Below are 25,105 nucleotides of genomic sequence, written 5' to 3'. Positions count from 1 at the left end.
ATTATAATATTTTTTTTTTAATTGAGGATAAGAATAGGAGAATTTATGACAAATAATTTAAGACAAGCTCAAAGAGATATGAAAGCGTTAGCAAAGCAAGTGAGAGGTGTGAGATATACCGAGGCTTTGCTATTTACATATCTTATGACAGGAATGATAACTTTTTCGACAGGACTTAACACAAATCCTAATATGCTTTACGAAAGAGTAAATAAAGAAATTGTGATGGCGGCGGACAGTACACGACTTCACATTAAGAAAACTAAAAAGCAGAATGAAAAAGAAATAGATGATGCAGAATTAGAATTAATCGAACTTATGGAACAAGGGGATCAAGTTATAAAATCACCTTGGAGCAGCTGGCAATTTGGAGTGAATACTTTTGCTAGCAGAAATAGCGGAGTTTTCAAAGGATATGGAGATAAAGAAGGAAAATATATGTATTCCAGAGGAGACTGGTCGCAAAGAGGAGTTTTACTTACAAAAGGAAGAAATGCACAAAGTATCATGGGTCAAATTACAAACTATGATTCGACAAGAAGAACTACAAAATCTGGACTTGTAAACTTATTAGATGTTCAAGAGCCAGAAGTAGAAATTCAAATAATGGCAAATGTAAGACCAAAGTCAATTCAAAAGGAAGAAATAAAAATAGAGCCACAAATTGACATGCCAAAAAAAGTGATAAAACCAAATGTGACTTTAAATGTAAATAAGCCACTAGATGCGCCAGTAATAAAATTGCCAACAATAACGCCAGTTTCAATAAATGTTACTGCACCAAAAGCACCAGAGGAACCAGTATTGGCACAAGCGCCATCAATTTCAATGCAGCTTAGTTCGCCAAATATTGAGATGAATATAACTGCGCCAAGTGTTAATGAAATTCAGGCTTTAACGGTAACTCAGCCACAAAAACCTGTTGTGAAAACTCCAAAACTTACTATTAATAATGTTGAGTTTCAAGTTCCAGCTTTAGAGCCGTATGGGAATAACCAAGGATTTACAATGAATCAGAATAAAAATTTAGATGGAAAAGATTATTATTTAAGTAAAGGTGCTGCTAATAAGCAAAATGCAATTGCTGAATATATAACTAATAGTGGAGATTTTACTACTGCAACAAATACTGTTATGTATGTAGATATAACTACAAAAAGAGCAGTTACATTAGATCCGGGACTGCCAACCAGCCAAAAAAATGGAATAATAGAATGGGGTGGAATTACAACACCTGTTTATTCTTTTACTAATAATGGTACTATTTATTTAGTAGCTGAAGTTACGGCTGGAATAGAAGTTCAGCCAGATACGCATCAAGTCATGAAAGTTACGGGTATAAATAATGGACTTATTCAAGGAAATAATAATAATCAAGTTGCAATGATATTTACTTCTGAAAAGAATACTGGTGTAAATAAGCATACCTTAATAAATAAAAAAAATATTGTTATGAATGGAGAAAATTCAGCAGGATTTGCAACAAGTGATATTTTAGTTGATAATTCCATCCTAAAAAATAGTTGGCATATGATAGCTATTAATGATAGTAGTGGAACTATCGACTTGGAAAATAAAAAAAGCCATGGAATGGTAGTTGCAAAAACTGGAGTTGATTTAGGAAATGAATCAAAATTTCAAAATTTAGGAAATATAAATGTAAAAGGAGAAGAATCAGGTGGAATCACTCTTTTGGATGAATTAGGAAATGATGGAGCTGTAAATGACGGAACAATTACAATAACGGGAAATAACTCATTTGGACTTTACTCTGAAGTTAATTCAAAAGTTGAGAATAATAAAAATATAATAATATCTGGAAATGCAACTGGAAGTATGGGAATCCGTGTTGGAAGTGCAGATGCTACAAATATGAAAAATACAAGTACAGGAACAATAACTATTAACAGCACTGTTGGTGGAAATATGGGAGTTTTTTCTGAAACGGCGGCATTTGCAAATGATGGAAAAATTGATGTAAATGGAGACAAAAATATCGGAATGTATTTTAGAAACATTACAGGAATTAATGGAAACAACAATACTATCAATATTGCTGGAACTAATGGCTATGGTGTGATGTTGGAAAATACAAACTTTAAAAACTCTGGGACAATTGCTGCAACTGGAAGTAATTCAATAGGAGTGTATGCTGGAAATTCTACCGTTACAAATGAAAGCGGAAAAACTATATCAAGTGATAAATATCATGCTGTAGTTCAAAATGGAGGAACATTTACAAATGAAGGAAATGTAACGACAAACGGTGGAGGAGCAGTTGCGCTTTATTCTGAAAATGGGACATTTTCTCACGATGCTGGAACAATTACGGCTAATAATGGTGGAATAGGGATTTTTAATAATAATTCAACAGGAACGGTAAAATCTGAGATTGTAGTTGGGAACTCAACAACTTCTAATACAGGGATGGGAGTTTATTCAGAAGCTGGTACAACGACATTTTCTGATAACGCTAAATTGACGCTTGGAGAAAGAACAATTGGACTTTATTCTTCTGATACTTCAGAATTTGGTAATAGATTTTCTATAAATAAATTGGAAACAAGCATTGGAAAAAATGCGGTTTTTGCTTATTTTGGAAATGTAGGAACGCCAACTGTAAATATAACTAATTCTATACTTGGAAATTTGACAGTTTCAAAAATGGCTGCAGGTTCAGCTTTATTTTATAGCGAAAATGGGACAACTGTAAATATTGATGATGATTTAAATACAACGGTAGCAGGGAAATTTAGTAATGTGTCTGACAAAGCACAGCTTTTTGTGACAAATGGCGGAACAGTGAATATAAATTCTGGGAAAATTTTGACTTCGAATATAAAGACTACAATTTCTGGAATAAATAGAGCAACAGTTGAAAATAATGGGACACTTGCTTTGACTGGAAATAATGGAGCTGTGGGAATTTATTTAAATAATTCGACAGGGTTAAATAATAATATAATAACTACTGCAAACAAAGGTTCTACTGCTATTTATGGTAATAATAAATCAACATTGGAAAATAAAGGAAATATTACGACAAGTGGAAAATCTTCTGTGGGATTATTTGGAGATGCGAGTACGGTTTCTAATTTAAGTGGAACAATCAAAACAGAAGCACAAGGTTCAGCTGGAATGTTTGGAAAAAATGATTCGACTGTGACAAATGCTGCCACTGTTGATGTTGAAGGTGATAAGTCAGCTGGAATTTATACACAGGACAGTAATTCTACAAATAATAGTAATGGTGTGATAAATGTAAAATCAGGCGAAAGTGCTGGAATGTTTGCAAAACTTACGATAAATGCAACGAAAGATTATTCTGCTGTAAATAATGGGAATATAAATCTTACGCCAAGTGGAACTCAAAATAAAAGTGTTGGAATTTATGGGGAAACAGAAAGTGGTGTTTCAAAAGTTTTGACATTGAAAAATGAAGGAAATGCGACTATTTCTGTAGATATGGATAACTCAGTTGGAATTTTGGCAAAGAATAATGTTTCAAATGGCGTGGATAAAATAAATGTTTTAAATAATGGTAAAATTGCTGGAAGTAAAACTAAATCAATTGGAATTTCTGCAACTAAGTCGACTGTGACAAATGATGCAACTGGTAAAATTGAGATGTCTGGCGATAAGTCAGCTGGAATTTACGGAGAAACTGAATCTACAATTACGAATTTGGGAAAAATTAAAATGACTAGCGATAAATCAGCAGGAATTTTTCTTAAAAACAGTGATGCTGAAAATAAAAACTCGATTACTATTGAAAAATCAGATTCAGCAGGAATTTATGGAGAGTTTTCAAGTAACAGTCATAGTATGAAAAATAGCGGAACTATAAATGTTGGAAATGCTGGAAGCAGTGAAAACAAAAGTGCTGGAATGTACGGATTATTAACTGGGGGAACTTTAAATATAACTAATGAAAATGCAGGAAATATAAATGTCAATATGACAAAATCAGCAGGTATTTTTGCTGAAAGTTCAACAAGTTCAAATTCTGACTTAAATGCAGAAAATCAAGGGACAGTTACAGTAAATGGAAATGAATCTGTTGGAATGTATGGAAATAAATCAACATTGAAAAATTCTAAAGATATTCTTGTAAAAAGTGACCAGTCAACTGGAATGTTTGGAAAAAATGGAGCAGATGTCTTAAATAGTTCTAATATAACTGTGGAAGGAACTTCTACTGGAAGTCAGTCAACTGGTATTTATGTAAGTGATAGCGGAACTAAAGGTAAAAATGCTGGGACAATTACTTTGAAAAGTAAAAATTCGACAGGAATGGCGGCTATAGCAAGTGCAAAAATTGAAAATGCAGGAACAATTGTAAGTAATTTTGAATCTGTGATTGGAATGTATGGAAAAGATACTGGAACTGAAGTTTTGAATTCTAAAGACATTGAGTTTTCTGGAAAAGAATCAACTGGAATATTTGTAAAAGATAACGCTAAAGGTAAAAATACTGGAAAAATTAAACTTGACGGAAAGTCGTCGGTTGGAATGTTTGGAGCAAGTAGTGCTGCTGGTAAAAAGATTGAATTGGAAAATGGCGGAACTATTGAAGTAAATGAAAAGAATTCAACAGGAATGTTTGCAAGTAATGTTTATGATGGAACTACAAAACTTTATGCAGGAAGTGTTGGAGATTCGATTATAAAAAATACTGGAACGATAAATTTAAACGATGAAAGCACAGTTGGAATTTATACTCCAAAATCGACAATTTCTCAAGAAGGAAATATTGTACTCTCTAATGCAGCTAATTCTTCTGTTGGAGTTTATTTAACTCAAGATGCGACAGTTGACGGAACAAACGGAACTATTGACTTGAACAAAAATTCTCAAAATCAAGTCGCTTATTATATTAAAAATGCTGGGAAAATACAAAATTCTATTGGAAGAGTAAATGGTTATGGAGTAGGAGTCTATCTGGATGGAACTAATGAATCAGGAAATAATTCATCAACTCCAGCTGAACTTGTTTCAACAACTCCAGCACTTGACTTTACAACAGGAGCAGATGGTGGAAATGGAATTATTGGATTAGTTTTAAAAGGAAATACGAAAATTTCAAGTTACACAGGTGGAATAAAAGTTGGAAATACAGACGGACAAAATTATGCAATTGGTATTTATGCCGATAAACAAGGAGGTTCTACGCCAAAAACGATAGATACTTCGATTACAACAGGAGCAAATGGTGTTGGATTATTTGCCGATAATGGAAGTAAAATTTCTTATACGGGACAAATGAAAATTGGAGATGGAACGACAGCAGGAACAGGTATTTATATAGGAAATGGCGGTGGAAGCGCTGTATCCGAAGTGACAATTGCAAGTGGATCAAATATTAAATTAAATGGATCTAATGGAGTTGGAGCAATTGTTACGACAGGTTCAACAGTTAATTTTCAAGGTGGTTCTAAAATTGAGTTAGGTGGCTCAGGAGTTGCTATTTTTGGACAAAGAGGAGCAATTATTAACGATGGCGGTGGAACATTTACAACAAATGGATATTCTTCTGAAAGAATTAGGCTTACAGAAGGACCAGCAATAACTAAGGCAAATGTAACTTTGGAAACTGGAAATGTGATGTCGCATGTGATAAATGGAGAGGCTATTTTAAATTCAGGATTTTTGGTCAATGCCACAGCAGGTTCAAAAAATATAATTGGACTTATGGCTGAAGGAAATGAAAATGAAACTTTAACTGCTCCAGTAGCTTGGAGAGAATTAGGTTACGAAGTTGTAAATAATGGAACGCTTGATTTGTCAAATGCAACTAGTTCGACTGGAATATATTTGGATTCAGCTCGTGGAAAAAATGCTGGACCTTTGAAAGTTGGTGACAAGTCGACAGCCATTTACGGAGTTTATAATTCAAGTACAGCGCCATATAGCGGTGCAGCTGCAGGATATGTAAATAAATCTGAGATTTTAAATGAAGCCACTGGAAGTATAACAATAGGAAATGGTTCGGCTGGAATTTATGCGATAGGATTTGACAAAGTGGAAAATAAAGGTCCTTTGACAGGAGGAAATAATTCTGTTGGAATTTATGCGACTGATAAGGATATTTCTGGAAATATAGTAAGAAATCAGGATTTGAATGTAAAAAATAGTGGAGATATAACAATAGGAAATGGTTCAGCTGCAATTTATGTAACTCAAAATTCAGCAAACAAGGCGACTGTAAATAATACTGGAAACTTAACAGTTGGAGATTCTGTCTTAAATCCTGACGGAACTGTAAAAAATCCAGCAGTTGCGATGTTTATACAAAATGGAACTTTGACAACGACAGGAAATGTAATTGTGGGAAATCGTGCTTTTGCCTTTTACGGAAAAGACGCCACAATAAATGTAAATGGCGGAAACTATAATTTTGCAAATAGTGGAAGTTTAGGATATTTGGAAAACTCAACGCTAAATTATAACAATACTGGAACTCTTGCAACTTCATCAGAACCATTGTTATTTATTGACAATAGTAAAGCTATTTTAAATGGAAACGATATTTTTGTATCTGCAAATGGAGTTGGGGCCTATATGACTGGAAAATCTGAATTTACAGGATGGAATAAAATAACTTTGGGGACAAGTTCGACTGGAATATATGTTGACGGTGCAACAGCTAAAGTTAATGGAAACTCAATTGTAAGTACAAATAATAAAGCAAAAGGAATTGTTGCGCTAAATTCAAATGTGACAAATGACGCAAAAATAAGTTTATCAGGTGACGACTCAATTGGAATTTTTAGTAGAAATACGAGCGGAAGTGCAAAACAAATTGTAAGTAATCAAAGTTTTGACATTTCTGGTAAGCGTTCAATCGGAATTTATTTGGAAGGAACAGATGAGCAGAATGTTATAAATAATGGAACAATGAATATTGCCGCTACAACTGATTCCAATAAAAATAATTCAACTGTTGGAATTTATGCAAAAGGTGGTTCTAAAATTAATATTACAAATAATGGAACTATAAATGTAAATGACGGTTCATTTGGAATTTATTCATTAAGTGAAAATGGAAATGTGACGACAAATTCTGTGATAAATGTAGCAGACCAGGCAATAGGAATTTACAAAAGAGGTGGAAGCGTTAATTTAAGCGGAACGGTAAATGTGGCACCACATACAGCGACTGCACTAAATAGTGAACCTGTCGGAGTTTATGGAACAAATGGAGTTGTAGTCAGTGACAATACATCAAATTTCAATGTCGGAGATAAATCGTACGGTGTTATTTTAGCAAATCCAGGTACAGCGACAAACTTTTACACAAACTCTGCAACTGAACAAGTAAGTTTGGGAAATGAGTCAACTTTCCTTTATTCTGAAGGAAAATCTGTCGTAGTAAACAACGCTAATATAAATTCTGGAACAAACGGAAAAATAATAGCAATTTACGCAAAAGATGGCGGTTATGTGGCAAACAACGGAAATATTGACTTGTCACAAGGACTTGGAAATATCGGAGTTTATTCAACTGGATTAAATTCTGTGGCAGTTAATTCAAATGGAGGAGTTATCAGAGTTGGAGAAACTGACGCAAGTGATAAAAACAATGTTTACTACGGAATTGCAATGGCTGCAACTGATGGTGGAGCAATTGAAAATAGAGGAGATATATATGTAACCGGTGGACTTAGTATGGGGATGTATGGAAATGGTGCAGGAACTACAATGAGAAATTCTGGAAATATCTATTTAGACGCATCGGGAGCAACAGCGGCAAAACCAGTCAACACAATGATAGGAGTTTTTGCGGATAATGGTGCAAAATTTGTGAATGAAGCAAATGGAGTAATTAGAACAGCTGGTTCTTATTCTGGAAATGATAATGTGAAAAGTTTGGTTGGAGTTGCTGTGTTAAATGGAAGTACGCTTGAAAATTATGGAACAATTGATATTGACGCTGATAGAAGTTATGGTGTGTTAATTAAAGGAACACAAAACAATAAATCAGTTATAAAAAATTATGGAACAATTAATATTACTGGTTCAAGATCGTATGGAGTGAGATATGACGCTAATTCAAACGGTGTGAGCGGAAATTCACTTCCAATAGGAAAAGATGCCGAAAATACTTCAAAAGTACTGAGTGAATTAAATGCTGGTGGAGTGATTAATTCTGCAAATGGAGCAAATGATTATTATGCACCAAAAGATCCAAGCAAAACTGTAGGTGGTGTTGGAATTGTGACACTTCCAAACGGAAAATTAGCAATCCAGAGAAATGGAGTCATTTTAACCGACAGCCAAGTTCAGACAATTGATTTTCCTGTGCAAAAAAATATTGGATTTTCAAATTTTGGAGTGTATGTTGACACGCTAGGAAGAACAAAACCAATAAATTTAAACGGCGTTTCATCAATGGCAATAGATAGTGACTTAATAATCGGAACTGAATTTTCAAGACTTACAAATTCAAAAAATGTAGCAATAGGAAGTCAAATTTTAGATCCATTTTTAAATCAAATAAGAGCAGGAATATTTAATTTTACTCCTTATTCAAGCTCCCTAACTTGGATGGCAACTCCTGAAGTTGACCCAGTAACAGGACAAATAACAAGAGTTCTTATGACAAAAATTCCTTATACGGCTTTTGTTTCAAAAACTTCAAACGAATATAATTTCACAGATGGATTGGAACAAAGATACGATATGAATGCACTGGATTCTCGTGAAAAAGAAGTGTTTGAAAAATTAAATGGAATTGGAAACAATGAACAAGTTTTACTAGCTCAAGCATACGACGAAATGATGGGACATCAATATGCAAATGTTCAGCAAAGAATTTTTGAAACAGGACATCTGTTAAATAAAGAATTTGACTATTTGTATAACGAATGGGAAACAAAATCAAAACAATCTAATAAAATAAAAGTATTTGGAATGAAAAATGGATACAAAACTGACAGCGAAGGAATTATAGATTATGATTCAAATGCGTATGGAGTGGCATATTTACATGAAGACGAAACAGTTCATTTAGGAGATACAAAAGGATGGTATGCTGGTTTTGTGAGAAATAATTTTAAATTCGATGACTTAGGAAAATCAAGAGAAGTTCAGCAAGTTGCAAAAGCTGGAATCTTTAAATCAACTCCATTTGATTATAATAACAGCTTAAATTGGACAATTTCATCTGAAGTATTTGGCGGAGTTAATAACATGAAGAGAAAATTTGCAGTTGTGGATGATATTTTTGAAGCAAAATCGGAATATTACAGCTACGGAGCTGCAGTGAAAAATGAAGTTAGTAAAACTTTTAGAACGAGTGAAAAAACAAGTATTAAGCCATATGCAAGTTTGGCGCTTGAATATGGAAGATTCACTGGCGTAAAAGAAAAAGACGGTCAAGTGCGGCTTGAAGTCAAAGGAAACGACTATTATTCGATAAAACCTGAAGTTGGTGTGCAATGGAAATTTAAGCAAAAGATGGCAAAACGAACAACATTTATAGCGACAGTTGGACTTGCCTATGAAAGCGAACTTGGAAAAGTAAATGATGCAGACAACAGAGCAAGAGTAAATTATACAACTGCCGATTGGTACAACTTGAGAGGTGAAAAAGAAAATAGACGAGGAAATGGAAAAGCTGACTTAAATCTTGGAATTGAAAATACAAGATTAGGAGTTACGCTAAACGCTGGATATGACACAGATGTGAAAAATTTAAGAGGTGGATTTGGAATTAGAATAATTTATTAAAATATAAACTGTACCTAAAATCTTGGATAAAAACAAGACAAAAGGTGCAGTTTTTTGAAAAATTTATTAAAAATTTTGATTCTTTGTAAAATACTGGCAAGTTACAAGAAATTTTAAAGAAAAAAAACAAAATTTTTACAAAAATATGGGGTATAATATACTTGAATAATAAAATTAAAATAATAAAAAATTTAAATATAAAATATTTAAAGAAAAGGAGGAGTTTATTATGAAAATAAAAACTTTAGGAAATGTAGTGCTTGGAGCTTTAATCGCACTGGTTGGATTTGTAATATTGACTGAAAGCAAAGATAATCGTATTGATATAAAAATTTCAGATAAAGGAAATTTAAATGTAAATAATGTAAAAAATGTAACGGCGATAACTGAAAAAAAAGGTTCAGGAAAAAAAGTAAAAGCTGTTGTTATTGAATTTGACAAGTCTTTAAAAAATGAAAAATTGTCAAACAATGCAGTTACAGTGACTCAAAAACATATTTCCAAAAAGATAAAAGAAGATAAAGGGGATGAACCAATAGTTAATAATACAACAGAAACAAAAGTAAACAGAAAAGTTTCTAAAATTTACACAAGTGATAAAATAGACGATGAAAATGTAGAAGCAAAAGATGGGAAATATTTGTATTTGGAATTGAGCGAAGATAAAGATTCTGACAAGGAAACAGCTCAAAATGATACGGAAGATTTAAAAATCTCAGTTTCACAAAACAAAAAAAATTATTTTACGAATAATAGCAAAAGTTTTAATGTAGACAGTAAATCATAATTATAAATATTAAATTATAAAAATAAAAAAATTGATTAACTAAATTAATTAAATTAACTATAATTAAATTGACTAGATTGAAATTGAAATTGAGATTGAGATTAGGAGATAAAATGAAAAATAAAAAAATTTTATTAATTTTTGCAGCAGTTATTTTTGCACTAAGCTGTTCAAATGAAAATGGCGTTAAAAAAAATAATATAAAAAATCAACAAATTAATGAAAATGTAAAAGATACAAAAAATACAAAAAATTTAAAACAGAACAAGAATATTTAAAAAGCATAGATTACTCAAATATAGCGGATAAAGTCACTCAAAATCAAATTCGTGAAATTTTAGAAAATGCAAAAGTTAATTCTGGCAATATAGCTCTTTTTTTGAAAAGTGTAAATTATTATAACGAAGCGACTGAAAATAAAGGATTGATAAAATCAGGATTTTTAAATTCTAAAAATATAAATCCGAATTACGATGAAGCGGCAATTCAGCAAATTTGGGACAAAAAGAATAAAAATTTTCCTGGATTTAATTGTCGGATAACGGCATTTACATTGATGAAAGATTATATAAAAATGGAAAAACCAGTTGTAAAAGTAGGAGAAATGCTTTTTATGGATGTGGAGTCATTGAAAAATGTGCCATTTGAGTTATTTTCTCAAAATGAAAAAGATAAATTTGTTAATTTATTTTCAGAAATTCCGACAGAGATGACTAAAGATGTGAGAATTCACGCTAAAAATGTAAAAAACACTTGGAAAGAGCGTGGAATTGTATTTGATAAAAATAGTAAAATTTCGATGATTTCTGTATTTTTTCATTTTAATGATGATCCAAAGGAGAATATTTTGTTTGTAGGACATGTTGGAATTCTAGTTCCTGAGAAAGATGGAAAATTATTATTTATTGAAAAATTGGCATTTCAGCAGCCTTATCAAGCATTGAAATTTAATAATCGGACTGAACTTAATGATTATTTGATGAATAAGTATGATACTGCATGGGGACAGCCTGTGGCTAAGCCGTTTATTATGGAAAACGATGAATTGCTTAAAGAATATAGAATTAATCCAAATAATAAAAACTAAAAATTTTAAAGCTCTAAAAATATAAAAAGACTATTTCATAAAATCTTATTTTTATGGATAGCCTTTTTTATTTCTAATTTTTTTATTTTTTTATTTTATTCTACTTCGACCAAAATTGAATGAAAGTTTGTGTAAATGACATTTCCAGGTTTGCTATTTTTAATTTTTTTAACAAACTTTCGCTGGCAATAATCAACTGTGACTTTGTCGCCTTTTTGTGCTTTTGAATGTTCACAAGCCAATTTTGCTGCATAAAAAATGACATCTTCACTTGGAACTCGGTTTCCACAAAGAATTAGCACATGACTTCCAGGAATATCCTTTATATGAAGCCAAATATCGTTTGGTTCTCCTTTTGCAAAAGAAATTTCTTCATTTTCTTTATTATTTCTTCCAACAAAAATTTTAAAGCCGTTATATTCAAATGAAAGGAGTTCTCTTTTTTTATGTTTATTAAGTTTAATTTTTTTTGTATGAGTGAAATTTGACATTTTTAACTCTGACTCAATTTCTTCAATTCCAATAAAATCATTTTCTTTTTCAATAAACATCTTAATTTGCTCAAAATATTTAATTTCATTTTGAATGTCAACAAGCCTTTCGTTTAGCGCTGTAAGTGTTCTTTTCCCTTTGTTATACTTGTTATAATAAAAATTTAAATTATCTTTTGGCGAAAGAGTTGGATCAAGATTTATCGTAATTTCTTCATTTGCGTAAAAGTCAAAAGCTGTGACTTTTTTCATTCCATATTTTAATTTATGCATATTTGCAGCTAAAATATCGCCAATATTTTTGTATTTTTGATAATTTTCATTTTTTTTCAAATCGGTATTTATATTTTTATTTATTTTCTTAAATTTTTTAATTTGCGTGTCGACATATTTTAGCAAATTTTTTTTCTTTTCGTTAAGCACATTTGAAGTAATCGTTGCTTTAAAATATTCGTTAAGACCTTCGTTCAAAGTTTCATAATATTCATTTTCGCCAACCTTTTTTTCTTCAAATTCAGAAAATTCATTGTAAGTAAAAATTTTTTGTATTTTTTTATTTTTTGAAATTTTATAAATCACAGGTTTATAATTTTCCAAATATTTTTTAAAAGTGTCATAATTACTTGCACACTGCACAGCAAATGGAATTCCAGCACCTTCGCATTTTTTCAAAAAATCATCCGTTTCAAAAGGAAAATTTTCGCTCTCAAAATAAATTGGCGGAATTTTCTTTTCTTCAAATGGCAAAGTGTATTTTGCGCCAGTCATAATGACACGATTTCCAACTTCAAGTGTAGTAAAATAAAGTGCAGCTAAAATTTTATCTCTGCAAGTGAGAAAGACATTACTCGCTTTTCCCATTATTTCAATAATAAGTGTATATTTTTCAATATCTCCAAATTGATTGAGTTTTTCAAAATCAAAATATACAATTCTGTCAAAACTTTCCTGTCTTATATTTATTAAAACTGAATTTTGCAAATATTTTTTCAGAGATAATAAAAACTTTGACTGATAATCTGTATTTAAATCTTTTTCATTTTTTAAATAAAAAATCGTAGAATTATCTTTCACTTGAAAAATTAAATTATTTTTTCCAAAAAAAAGTGAAAATGAATTTCTGTCATATTGAAAAATTTTTGTAATTTTATATCTTAAAATTTTTTCTTTAATCTCTTTAACCAAAAATGAAATTCCAATTCCATCCAAATAAAGCATATTCCCTCCTTTTAATTTAATTTGATTTTAAAATATATTAAAATTATTTTTAATTTGAAAAATAGAACTTCTTGTTATCACAATATTATTATTATTATTTAATTTTTATTTTTTTTTATTTTTTAATTATAATTTTTAATAAAGTTCTAGTTTATACGGCAAGTAATAAAGCGGTTTATTTTTATTCGCAAGAGCTACATCATATGTTTCAAGCGCTTTTTTAGCTCCAGGAATTTTTTCTTTTAACTCAGTTGATAACTTAAATTTTTCGGAAACTTTTGAAGTCAGCATTTGTAATTTTGTCATAAAGTCTTCTTCCAAATAAATATTTTCAACCGCATAATCTCTTTTATCAATTCCCAAATCTTTTGCCATAGTTTTAATAACTTCGTCAAGACTGGCAATTCCGTCAACCAAATGTATGTTTTTAGCTTCATCCCCAAGCCAAATTCTTCCTTGTGCATAATTTTCCAGTGTATTTTCATCAATTTTTCTATTGTTTGTAACTCGAGATTTAAATTCAGCATAAGTTTGCTGCATTGACTGAACAAGTTTTTGTTTTGATTCTTTAGAAAGTGGTGCAAAATTGTTGTCAATATCAGAATATTTTCCTTTGCTAATACTATTTGACGAAATTCCAAGTTTATTTTGAGCGTTATAAAATTTTGGAATCATTGAGACAACACCAATAGAACCTGTTATTGTCGCATTGTCGGCAAATACTTTTTTACCTGACATTGAGATGTAATAACCACCAGATGCTGCCATATCAGACATTGAGACATAAACTGGCACATTTATTTTAGAAAGTTCCTGATAGATAACTTCTGAAGCCAGAGCCGAACCTCCACCAGAATTTACACGAAGTACAATTCCCATCAAATTTTTAGTTTTCATCGCTTTTTCAAGTTTTTGAGTGATGTTGTCGGGAGTAATTACACCTTGCGTAACGCCACTTGCATCATACAAAATCGAACCTTCTGCATAGATTACAGCAATTGTTCCGTTTGATTCATTTCCAATTTTTGTATCTTTTACATTTTTTTCATAATAATCATAAATATCAGAAACATTATCTTCTTTAATATTTAATCGTTTTGTAAAATCAGAAAAATGTTCCAATTTATCAACTAGTTTTTTATCTCTTGCATCAAAAGTCGATAAATTAGTGTCAATTCCATTTACAATATCATTATTTAAAGAATTTTTATCAATATTTCTATTTTTAGAAATATCATCTATAAATTTTTGGTATCTATTTTCAAAAATTCTTGTAAGTTCTGATTTTAGTTCAGGCGACATTTGATTAGAAACATAGTTTTCTCCATAAGATTTATAGTTTCCAATTCTTACAACTTCCATATCCACTCCAAGTTTGTCAAGAAGTCCTTTCATATAAATATCAGAATAGTTGTAGCCAGTTAAATTTACATTAGCTGAAGCTGATGGAACTGCTATAATTTCATCGGCAATGGACGCCAGTTTATAATTTGCATTTGTGATATATGCTCCAAAAGCGTATATTTTTTTATGATGCTGCTTAATCTCTAAAAATTTTTTTGTAAGTTCTTCAATTTTAGAAGAAGACAAATTGATGTCATCTAGCGACAAAATAATACCTTTTATAGAATCATCATCTTTTATTGTATCTAAACTTTGCAAGACATCCATATACGAAATATCTTTTTTGTCAGAAAGTAAATCTGAGCCAATAACTTTGTCTTCTACAACATCTGAAACATTAAATAGCACATAGTCATTATTTTTCTTGACTTTTTCGCCATTTAATTTAGAATTTAGAATTGCTACAGTTGAAAATCCTATAATAAAAATTAAGATTATCAGTAATGTCAACTTCAAAAAAAACGAATAAGTTTCTTTTAAAGTGAGCCAAAAAAATTTTTTTATAAAATCAAAAAATTTCATTTTTTACCTCCAATTTAAGTTGTTTAAAATTATAACATTTTAAAAATGAAATATCAAATACAGAAAATACAGAAGTATTTAAATAAAGCTGATCATAGCTGTAGCTCTTCCACTCATTTTCCCTTCTCTTCTGTAAGAGTGAAATTTTGGATTAAAAGTGTCTTCGTTTGAAACAATTAAATTTTCTTTTAAAATCCCCAGTTTTAGTGCCATAATTTCATTAAATTTTGTGTTATCAAAATGATATTTTTTAGTTTTTTCATTCCAGCAAAAAGATTTTTTTATAAGTTCACTTTCTTTTCCAAATTTATCTGAAAACTTTTCGTAAAATTCCATTCCAACTTCATAATATTTTTGTTGCATTCCAATTCCAAGTCCCGTTAAGACATCTTTTGGATCAGTTTGGTAAATCTCTTTCATCTTGTCAAGTCCACTTTTCATCATTTCTTTAAATGTTCCTGGCCATCCTGAATGCCACACTCCGATAACTTTATTTTTTTTGTCATATACAAAAATTGGAAGACAGTCCGCATAAAAAGTGAAAATTGCAACATCTTTTCTCTTTGTAAGAAATCCATCTATGTCGCACTCTTTTTCATAATAATATTTTTTCGTATTTTCATCAATCACAAAAACATTTGCAGAATGTGTTTGAAATGCCATAACGGACTTCTTATTTTCAAATCCAAACTGCTCCAATAATTTTTTTCTGTTTTCTTTTTGGATTCCTTCAATTTGATTTTCAATGGGACAGTAATCTGACATATTTCCAGCATTTTTTTTTGTGTAAATCGCTTTTACTCCCAGTTTTTCAAATTCTTCTATGTAGAAGTGATTTTCTTTTTCAACAAACATTGTTTTCCCCTTTATTTTATAATGGCTTGTGATAAATTTGAAAATATAATTTCTATATTTTTAATTTGTTCATTTAAATCTTTAATTTGCCATTTTCCGTTAATTTTTTCCATATTCACAGTTGCACTTACTTGCGTGTAATTTTCTTCTTTTTTCATTTCATCGTCCATAACTTCAGCAATTCCGTTCATAATTTTAGAAGTACCTTCGTTTTTATCCATTGATTGCATTTTAGAAATCATTTCGTTTACATCTTTATATTTCAATTTTTTTGCTACAAGATCAAAAAGTACACTCTCATTTTGAAGTTTTTGAATTTTAGAGTTGTCCAAAATTTTCACTTTTTGAGAAATTTGAGCGTCTTTGTCACTGAAAAATTTTATTTCTTCGATTTTTGATTTTTGATATTCAATTCCTTTTTCAATCATTCTAACCGCCATTTGTTTAGCAGTTTGAAGACTTAGATCGTCATTACCGTTTTTAGTTGATTTTATTTGGTCTTCGATCACTTTTGTCGCAAGTTCTTTCACTTTTTCCTTAAATTTTTTCTGATCTTCTTCAAACGCTTTTTTCACTTCCAAAGAATTTCTTTTCAACTTTTTTTCAGAAATTTTATAATTTTCACTTTTTGTTACATTGTAATCTAATTTTAGGTCAGGACCACACATTTGTATTGACATAGCAAGTAAAAAAATCATAAATAGTTTTTTCATAAAGTTCCCACTTTCTTTTTAAATAAAATTTTTTTTATTTTTTTCTGTTCTCAAAATATTGCGTAAGTTCCATAAGCAATTCGTTTCCGTAAAAATCATTTTTTATAATTTCATTCGCTTTTTTTAAACATTCATCTAACATCTCTTTGCTTTTTTTCAAACCAAATAAACTTGGATAAGTCAATTTTCCATTTTCCACATCGTTTGATTTTTTTCCAGTATTTTCAAATTCTCCTTCGATATCCAAAATATCGTCTTTTATCTGAAAAGCAAGTCCAATAAGTTTTGAATATTCCACTAATTTTTCTCTTTTTTCTTTTTGTGTATCAAAAGCAATTAGCGGCAATTCAATTGCAGCGGTTAAAAGTTTTCCTGTCTTATGGGTGTGAATGTATTTTAATATTTTTTTATTTTCTTCAATATTTATATTTTTTTTGATATTTTTTTCTGTGTCTAAATTTAGTATTTTTTCAGATTCAACATCTTTATATTGTCCGCCAACCATTCCGTAAAATCCTGCATATTCTGAAAGTTTTAAAATTATCGCAACTTTATTTTCATCGCTAATTTTCGTTGAACTGGAAATGACATTAAATGCTTCCGTCAAAAGCACATCTCCCACCAAAATAGCTGTTGCTTCATCAAATTTTATGTGAGTTGTCAATTTTCCACGGCGATACATATCGTTGTCCATCGCTGGTAAATCGTCGTGAACAAGTGAATAACAGTGAATAAACTCAAGTGCAACCGCAATATCTTCCACATTTTCATAACTTTTTTGAAATAAGTCGCACATCATATACATAAGAATGGGACGAATTCTTTTTCCGCCGTTCATAACGGCATAATTCATCGCTTCAGAAAGTCTTTCTGGATATTCATATTTTTGCAATTTTTTTTGTAAATTTTTTTCTATAATTTCTTTTTTTTCTTTTAAATAATCTTTTAACATAGTTTTTTACACCGTTTCATATTTATATATTTTTTAATTTTTTTAATTAAAATAATTTTTTTAAACTAATCTAGATCTTCAACTTCTATTTTACCATTTTTTTCCAAAACTTTTAGCACTTTTCCTTCACCAATTTCTAGTAATTTTTCTGAATCTTTTATAAGTTTTATCGCTTTTTCATATTCTTCAATTGAATCATCAAGTGACAATTCTTCATTTTCCAATTTTTCCAAAATTTCATCAATTTGTTCAATATTTTCTTCATAAGTTTGTTTTTTTGCTGCCATTTTTTCTCCTTTATTTATAAATTATTTAATTTTATTTTTAAATTTTTTATTCAAAATTATAAAAGCTGACAATTTTTTTGTTGTAATCTCTCTCGTCATATTTTACAAATTTTTCTATTTTTTCTGGCATTTTTTCATAAACGCCATGTTCTGAAATAATAATTCCATTTTCGTCAAGTATTTCGCACTCAAAAATTTTTTTAATTGTCTTTACTGAAATATTTTCTTTATATGGCGGATCTAAAAAAATTATATCAAATTTTTCATTTTTTCTGCCAAGTATTTCTATCGCACGAAAAACATCATTTTTGTAAGCTCTGCAGTTGTCTGACAAATTTAAATTATTTATGTTTTCAATAATTATTCTCAGTGCTTCTTTGTCTTTTTCAATCATAACAGCTCTTTTAGCTCCACGGCTCAGTGCTTCAATCGCAATATTTCCAGTTCCCGAATATAAATCTAGAAATCTTGCATTTTCAATTTGTTCGCCAAGTATGCTAAATATCGCTTCTTTAATTCTCTCTAAAGTTGGTCTTGTATCTCTTCCTTCTCTTGAGTAAATTTTTCTGTTTTTTAATTTTCCAGCAACAACTCTCATTTTTCTCCTTTCATCTGTTAAATTAATTAATTAATAAAAATTTATGACCATTTTGTCATCTAAATTAACATTTCCTACAAGAAGTTCAAAATGTTCCTTATTTTTATTTGTACTTATATTTTTAAATTCATAGTTTTTGTAATCAATATTTTTTATTTTTTTAGCCGATTTATTATAAATATTTACATAAAAAATTTCTGCTTTATTTTTATTCAAAAAATTATTCACTAAATCAAAACTGTATGTGAAATTTTTTGTTCGCAAGAAATCTGTATTTTTTAAGTCATAAGAAAGATAAAGTTTTCCTTCTTTATTTGGTTCTACAGTTTTTGAAATCGCAAACCATTCTCTTTGAATGTCTTCTCCATTTTGATTTTTATAAATATTTTCGTCAAATTTTATAACTGCTCTCAAATTTTGAGATTTTTTGTAATCAGAGAAAAATTTTATATTGTTAATATATTTTCCACGATTATTCGTATTTTTATTGCTAAAATCTTCTTTTTCAACTTTTTCAATGTTCGAATCCAGCCAAAAAAGAAATGTCGATTTTACATTATAATTTCCAACATTCTCAAAAGTGTAAAAACTTTCAACTTTTATAGTGTTATCTTTTTCAATTGTAATATTAAGATCTTCTCTTTTAATTGCAAGTGGCTCTTGCCGCACAATTTTCACATTTCCAACTGCCAAAAATTTACTATTTTGAGTAAATGTTATGACGCTAAATAAAAAAAATGTCGTTAAAATTAATATTTTTTTAAACATATTTACCTTTCTAAATTTATTTATTTAATTAATTATATAAAAATTATCATAGACTAAAGTAAATGTCAAGATATAACTAAATTTTTCTAAATTTTTCTAAATATTTTATTTATACAGATTTTCAATATATTCACTTTTTTTCCCATTTTTATCATAAACAAAAATTGGCATTTCAATCAAAAGTCCGCTATTTGCATCTTTAATCGCTTCAATCATGCAAATTTTAGCATTTTCATTCCATTTAGTATAACAGTTTTTCATTCTCTTTGGCTCTAAATTATATTTTTTTAGTAATTCCAAAATTTCAATTAGCCGCTCACTCCGAAAAACTATCGAAAAACTTCCCATATTTTTTAATAAATATGCTGAAATTTTTATAATTTCTTCAATCGTCAGATTCATATTATGTCTAGCACAAGCCAATTGCTCCAAGTCATTAATCTGAGAAAAATCTCCCTTAAATTCAAAATATGGTGGATTTGTGACAATTGTGTCAAACTGCGCTTCTGAAAAAGTTTTTTTATAATTTTTAATATCTTCGTTCACAATCGAAATTTGTTCATAAAAACCGTTATTTTTAACATTTTCTTTCGCAATTTCAGCCATTGTTTCCAAAAGTTCAATTCCAGTAATTTTTGCTTTACTTCGTTTTGCCAAAAGAATTGAAATAATTCCACAGCCAGTTCCAATATCAAGAATTTTTTTTGTCTTTCTGTTGATTTTCACAAAATCAGAAATTAATACAGAATCTAAAGTGAAATTTTGAAAATCGTTTCTTTGAATAATTTTCAAATCTTTAATTGGTGTTGTCGTTTTTTCTCCATTTTTTTTCATGATTTTTATTATTTTTTACCTTTCTTATTTTTCAACCTTTTTTCAAAAAAATAAAAACTCTTTCTTTACTCTTTAATAAATGAAAAAAATGCAAGAAAGAGTTTTTAAGTTTAAAAAATTACAGAGAGTTTTTTCTAACCATTATATTTTCTGCATCTTCCACATTTAAAATTTTTTCATCTCCGTCAACTAACATCGTAATTAAAAATTTGTCGATATTTATAATTTTTATAAGAGATTTTATCAAAACTCCCTTTTCATTCAAATATTTTCTTATTGCAACACTTCCTTTGATGGAAGAAACTTGAACGGTGTCGCCTTCTTCAAAAGTTAAAATTGATTCAGGTTGAATATCTTTTTTCACTGCTTCCAAATTGTTTACAATAGTTTCAAAAGTTGTGACAAAAGCCTTTAATTCTTCTTTTGGAATATTTTCTGTAATTTTTTCTAAAATTGTTGAATGAAAATTTCCATGATAATTTAACGCCATTTCCCCTTTTTTAGAAAGTTTTACAAAAACTTTTCGTCTATCTTCGTCAGAACGAATCCGCTCGATAAATTGCTTCTCATTTAGTTTATTTATGGCAATTGATGCAGTTCCCATTGTAATTCCAAGTTTTTCAGCCAGTTCGTTCATTGTGATTTTATCTTGTCCGATGGCTTCAATTACATGTATTTCAGTAGTCGTCAGACATTTTATAACTTGATTTAAATTAATTTCTTCAATTTTATAATATGTTTTATAAAATTGATCCAATAAATTTTCCATTTTATTATACATTTATTTTTTCCCTCTCTTTAAAATTTTAATGAGTTAATTTTATTTTCATAATTTCCGCTAAATATGTAAGAACCTGCAACTAATATATTTGCTCCAGCTTGGACTGCCAGTTTTCCAGTTTTATCATTTATTCCGCCATCCACTTGAATATCAATTTCTGGTGCTAAATTTCTTAGCTCTTTTATTTTAGGAAGCATTTCAGGAATAAATTTTTGTCCGCCAAAACCAGGATTTACCGTCATAATTAAAACCATGTCAATATTGTCTAAATCATATTTTATAAAATCCAGCGGAGTTGACGGATTAAGAGCAACTCCAACTTTTTTTCCAAAAGATTTTATCAGCTGAATGGTTCTGTTCAAATGTTTCGTGCTTTCTGCGTGAACAGTTATGATGTCCGCACAGTCTTTGAATAGATGAATCAGACGGTCAGGATTTTCAACCATCAAATGAACATCAAAAACAAGTTTTGTGTGAGGTCTTATCGCTTCTAAAATTGGAGAGCCGAAACTGATATTTGGCACAAAATTTCCGTCCATTACATCGAGATGAAGAAAATCCGCTCCAAATTTTTCCACTTCTTGAATTTCTTTTTTTAAATCGCTAAAATCTGCTGCTAATAGAGAAGGTGCAACGATTATTTTTTTTCCCATCAAAATTTCCTCTTTTCTTTTCTTTTTCTTCTTTTTTTTTCTTTTCTTTTTTTTTCTTTTCTTTTTTTCTTTTCTTTTGTTTTTTAATCTATTTAATTTTTATGTTTTCTAGCGAATAAAGATAAAAGTCATATCGCTTTTTATGAATTTTCTGATTTTGAACATTTTCTTTAATCGCACAATTAGGCTCATTCGTGTGGATACAGTCACGAAATTTACAGTCTTGTAAAAATTCCAGAAATTCTGGAAAAAGGACTTCCAACTCCTTTCTATTTTTCAATTTTGGAAAATCAAGCGTTGAAAAACCAGGTGTATCAATCACATAAGAATGTTCATCAGTCATAAAAAATCTGCTTTCTGTAGTTGTGTGCCGTCCCTTTTTTGTCTTTTGGCTGACATCACTTGTGGCAAGTATCTCTTCTCCCATTAAAGAGTTAATAAGTGAAGATTTTCCTGCACCAGACGGTCCTGAAATTACAATGGACTTCTTCTTTATATAATCTTTTAATTCTTTTATTCCAAAATTTTCTTTTATAGAAATTGGAAAAATATGAACTGTATTTCCAAAAACTTTTTCAAACTCTTCCAAAAATTGGTTTAATTGATCTTTAGAAACAAGATCAACCTTTGATAAAATCAAAATGCACGGAATATTTTGATAATTTGCATTCAATAGCATTTTTTGAAAATTAGTAAAATCAAATTTAGGATTTTCAATTGCAAATAAAATTCCAATGAAATCTATATTTGAGAGAAGTGGTCTGTGCAAATAATTTTTTCTATCAAAAATTTTTGTTATAACTTTTTCATCTTCGTCAAATTCGACCACATCTCCAATAATACAATTCAGTTTACTGTTTTTCACTTTTAAGCTGCCTCTCAATTTGCACTCAAAAATATTTTCTTCGCTTAAATTTTTGGCGTCTTCTTTTACGACATAATAAAAACCTTTAATTTTTCTAATAACTTTTCCTTTAACTTTTTCTTTTATGATTTAATCCCCTTTCTTTTTTATTCTCCACTGTCATCTTCTGATTGTTGACCACCTGAGTTGTTTTCTTGTGATGAATTATCTCCGTCACTTCCACTGTTTCCGCTATTTCCATTATTTGTCGAATTATTTGTACTATTATTATTTCCAGGACTACTACTATCAATTTTATTAATTGTGTCGTCAATCGCTTTTTCTATTCCGTTTTTATTAATGTCATTTTTTGATCTATTTATTATTTCTTCAGTTGTCTGCCGTCTTCTGGCACGAGAAGCTGTATTTATGACAACGGATATATTTTGACCTTGCTGAATTCTAGCTCCTGCTGCAGGATTTGTAGAAATAATAGTATTTAGTGGTAAAGTTGGGTCAGTTGTGTAAGACACATTTTGAATATTTATTCCAACTTGTTTTGCAAGTTCTCTTGCATCGTTTAAGTCAAGTCCTATCAAATTTGGCATAACAGATGGATCTATCATTTGCTGAGAAGATACAAGTATTGAAATTTTTTGATTAATTTCAAGTTTTGTTCCAGGTTTTGGATAAACACCTAAAATTGTATTATATTTTTGGTTCGAAGGATAATAATCAATTGTTTCAATTTGAATATTTTGTCCTCTTAATTTTGATCTGGCTTCCAAAAGTTCAAGTCCGATTATATTTGGCACAACTTGATTTTGTCCATTATTAACCCAAATTTTTATAACTCTATTAACTTTAACTTTTTTTCCAGGTCGTGGATCTTGATTGTGAACCACATTTAACGGCACTTTTTCAGTTTTTGAATGGATAACTTTAACTTTTAGTCCAGCTTCCTTCAAATATTTTATCGCTTCTTTTTCATTTAAGTTCATAACATTTGGAATAACGGTCATACGCGTGTTAAAAAAATGTCTATCAAATACACCTCGTCCAAAAATTCCTAGTGTCACTAAACAAATCATCACAATAACAAATCTTGTTACTTTACCGGGATTTAATTTTCTTGTTGTTGACATCGTACACCTCATATTTTTATAGTTTTTATTTTAATAAATTACTCATTAATATAATATCACAATTAATAAATAAATACAATTTTTAAATGAAAGATTATAAACTAAAAAATTCAACTTTTAATTTTATAACTTTTAAAATAAAAAAAATATGGTATAATTATGATTAAGTAAGATATAAAATAGTAAAAAAATAGATAAAATTTTAAAAAATAAAAAAATTAAAAACAAAAAAACAAAAAAAGAAAGAAAGAAGGAGGATTTTATGAAAAAAATAATGATGTCTTTGCTTATTTTAAGTAGTTTTAATTTATTTTCAGCAAACGAAAATCTCATAAGAAAAATAAGCGTGACTGGAAATTCTGAAAAAGAAGTTATGCCAGATGTTGCAGTTATAAATTTTTTGATTTCAGAAAAAGATAAAGATTTGAATGTGGCGACTAAAAAGACAAAAGATGCGCTGGAAAATTTTAAACAAGGACTTCGTGCAAGAAAAATTCAAATAGGAGAAATTGAAACTGTTTCATTTTACGACAAAAAAGAGACAGAGTATAAAGAAGATGTAAAGCCAAAAAATTCAAAAAATCAAAAACAAAAAACTGAAATAAAAACACCAGTTTCTTATACCGCTAAAATTGAGATTTTGGTAAAAAATATTGATTTTAACAGATTAAGTGGATTAATTGGCGTAGACGGGGATAAAAATTTTGATAAAATTGAAAAAAATTTTTCACAAAACGCTTATTCTGTAAATTTAAAAGAAACAGATAAAACTGTAGATGCAGCATTAAATAAATTATTTGTCAAAGTAAATGATGTAAAAGAAAAATTGCAAAGCGTGAGTGACACCAAAAACGATGTCATTTTTGGCGGATATAAAATTACTGAAAATTTTACAAATGACAGCAAAACTCCTGTTGACATGTATTATGTAATTCATAATTTAAAATTGTCAGTAAAAAATTTAAAAAACTTAAACACAATAATTTCCCTTGCGGCAGACAACGACATTTACATAAATGGTTCAATTCAGTTTGACTTGTCAAATAAAGATGAAATTGAGCAGCAGATGTATAAACAGGCATTTAATGAAGCCGAACAAAAGGCAAAAAGCATCTTAAAGTCAAGTGTACTAAAACTTGGAAATCCAATTATGGTCAGCGAAGATTTGGATTTTCAGCAAAAAATGATAGATAAAATTGACAGTCAGTGGGAAGTAAAAGCAGTGACAAATACAGTAGCACTTTCAGCACCAGAAAAAGAATATGGTTTTGCTGCTGAATATTCAGATGGATACGGATATTCTTCAGCAAAAAGAGCAGTCAGTACAAAAGTTGATTATACTCCAAAACCATTAAAATTGGAGCAGAATGTGTCTGTGATGTATGAGATAAAATAAGTTTAAAAAAATAAAAAATTTAAAATATTAGTAAAGTT

18 protein-coding genes are annotated in these 25,105 nt (G+C 29.5%); 5 read left to right on the top strand and 13 right to left on the bottom strand.

The window, feature by feature from the left end:
• Window positions 1-45 precede the first annotated feature (45 nt).
• The 4 genes from J5A73_RS08275 to J5A73_RS08265 all read left to right on the top strand — a co-directional run bounded on the left by J5A73_RS08275 (window position 46) and on the right by J5A73_RS08265 (window position 11,606).
• On the top strand, window positions 46-9,732 hold the full coding sequence (locus J5A73_RS08275; RefSeq protein WP_211614775.1) for an autotransporter-associated N-terminal domain-containing protein: 9,687 nt from the start codon (window positions 46-48) through the stop codon (window positions 9,730-9,732).
• 229 nt (window positions 9,733-9,961) lie between these two features.
• Window positions 9,962-10,519, top strand: coding sequence for a hypothetical protein (locus J5A73_RS08270; protein ID WP_211614772.1), 558 nt, complete (start codon window positions 9,962-9,964; stop codon window positions 10,517-10,519).
• Window positions 10,520-10,632: 113 nt separating this feature from the next.
• Complete coding sequence (locus tag J5A73_RS10545) at window positions 10,633-10,797, top strand: hypothetical protein (RefSeq protein WP_249069226.1); 165 nt, start codon at window positions 10,633-10,635, stop codon at window positions 10,795-10,797.
• A 5-nt stretch (window positions 10,798-10,802) separates the two neighbouring features.
• The gene (locus J5A73_RS08265; RefSeq protein WP_371813432.1) at window positions 10,803-11,606 is read left to right on the top strand and encodes a DUF4300 family protein; all 804 of its coding nucleotides are present in this window, start codon (window positions 10,803-10,805) and stop codon (window positions 11,604-11,606) included.
• Between the two features lie 95 nt (window positions 11,607-11,701).
• Here J5A73_RS08265 and J5A73_RS08260 read toward each other — a convergent pair whose 3' ends face one another.
• The 13 genes from J5A73_RS08260 to J5A73_RS08200 all read right to left on the bottom strand — a co-directional run bounded on the left by J5A73_RS08260 (window position 11,702) and on the right by J5A73_RS08200 (window position 23,671).
• Window positions 11,702-13,315, bottom strand: coding sequence for an NFACT family protein (locus J5A73_RS08260; protein WP_211614769.1), 1,614 nt, complete (start codon window positions 13,313-13,315; stop codon window positions 11,702-11,704).
• Window positions 13,316-13,450: 135 nt separating this feature from the next.
• A complete protein-coding gene (sppA, locus tag J5A73_RS08255) occupies window positions 13,451-15,241 on the bottom strand; it encodes a signal peptide peptidase SppA (protein ID WP_211614767.1) in 1,791 nt (596 codons plus the stop codon).
• Between the two features lie 78 nt (window positions 15,242-15,319).
• The gene (locus tag J5A73_RS08250; RefSeq protein ID WP_211614765.1) at window positions 15,320-16,096 is read right to left on the bottom strand and encodes a polyphenol oxidase family protein; all 777 of its coding nucleotides are present in this window, start codon (window positions 16,094-16,096) and stop codon (window positions 15,320-15,322) included.
• 11 nt (window positions 16,097-16,107) lie between these two features.
• Window positions 16,108-16,809, bottom strand: a complete 702-nt coding sequence (locus J5A73_RS08245; RefSeq protein WP_211614762.1) for a hypothetical protein — start codon at window positions 16,807-16,809, stop codon at window positions 16,108-16,110.
• Window positions 16,810-16,843: 34 nt separating this feature from the next.
• Window positions 16,844-17,761, bottom strand: a complete 918-nt coding sequence (locus tag J5A73_RS08240) for a polyprenyl synthetase family protein (RefSeq protein WP_211614760.1) — start codon at window positions 17,759-17,761, stop codon at window positions 16,844-16,846.
• Window positions 17,762-17,826: 65 nt separating this feature from the next.
• Window positions 17,827-18,048, bottom strand: coding sequence for an exodeoxyribonuclease VII small subunit (xseB, locus tag J5A73_RS08235; protein WP_211614758.1), 222 nt, complete (start codon window positions 18,046-18,048; stop codon window positions 17,827-17,829).
• 46 nt (window positions 18,049-18,094) lie between these two features.
• Window positions 18,095-18,646: a 16S rRNA (guanine(966)-N(2))-methyltransferase RsmD gene (gene rsmD, locus J5A73_RS08230; protein ID WP_211614756.1), complete on the bottom strand. Its 552-nt coding sequence runs from the start codon at window positions 18,644-18,646 to the stop codon at window positions 18,095-18,097.
• Window positions 18,647-18,676: 30 nt separating this feature from the next.
• A complete protein-coding gene (locus tag J5A73_RS08225) occupies window positions 18,677-19,414 on the bottom strand; it encodes a hypothetical protein (protein ID WP_211614754.1) in 738 nt (245 codons plus the stop codon).
• Window positions 19,415-19,519: 105 nt separating this feature from the next.
• Entirely contained in the window at window positions 19,520-20,248 is a 729-nt protein-coding gene (locus J5A73_RS08220) for a tRNA1(Val) (adenine(37)-N6)-methyltransferase (RefSeq protein WP_211614752.1), read from the bottom strand.
• Window positions 20,249-20,366: 118 nt separating this feature from the next.
• Complete coding sequence (locus tag J5A73_RS08215) at window positions 20,367-21,029, bottom strand: MarR family transcriptional regulator (RefSeq protein ID WP_211614750.1); 663 nt, start codon at window positions 21,027-21,029, stop codon at window positions 20,367-20,369.
• Between the two features lie 17 nt (window positions 21,030-21,046).
• Window positions 21,047-21,682 (bottom strand): ribulose-phosphate 3-epimerase, encoded by a 636-nt coding sequence (gene rpe / locus J5A73_RS08210; RefSeq protein ID WP_211614748.1) that lies wholly within the window; start codon window positions 21,680-21,682, stop codon window positions 21,047-21,049.
• An 88-nt stretch (window positions 21,683-21,770) separates the two neighbouring features.
• Entirely contained in the window at window positions 21,771-22,637 is an 867-nt protein-coding gene (gene rsgA / locus J5A73_RS08205; RefSeq protein WP_249069494.1) for a ribosome small subunit-dependent GTPase A, read from the bottom strand.
• A 56-nt stretch (window positions 22,638-22,693) separates the two neighbouring features.
• Window positions 22,694-23,671 (bottom strand): PASTA domain-containing protein, encoded by a 978-nt coding sequence (locus J5A73_RS08200; RefSeq protein ID WP_211614746.1) that lies wholly within the window; start codon window positions 23,669-23,671, stop codon window positions 22,694-22,696.
• A 262-nt stretch (window positions 23,672-23,933) separates the two neighbouring features.
• On the opposite strand from J5A73_RS08200, the gene J5A73_RS08195 reads away from it, so the two are divergent.
• Window positions 23,934-25,067, top strand: coding sequence for an SIMPL domain-containing protein (locus J5A73_RS08195; protein WP_211614744.1), 1,134 nt, complete (start codon window positions 23,934-23,936; stop codon window positions 25,065-25,067).
• Window positions 25,068-25,105 lie beyond the last annotated feature (38 nt).

It is taken from the genome of Leptotrichia sp. oral taxon 218, assembly GCF_018128225.1.
Classification (GTDB): domain Bacteria; phylum Fusobacteriota; class Fusobacteriia; order Fusobacteriales; family Leptotrichiaceae; genus Leptotrichia.
The sequence above is the reverse complement of the archived record's forward strand: the minus strand, read 5'-3'. Positions and strand labels throughout refer to the sequence as shown.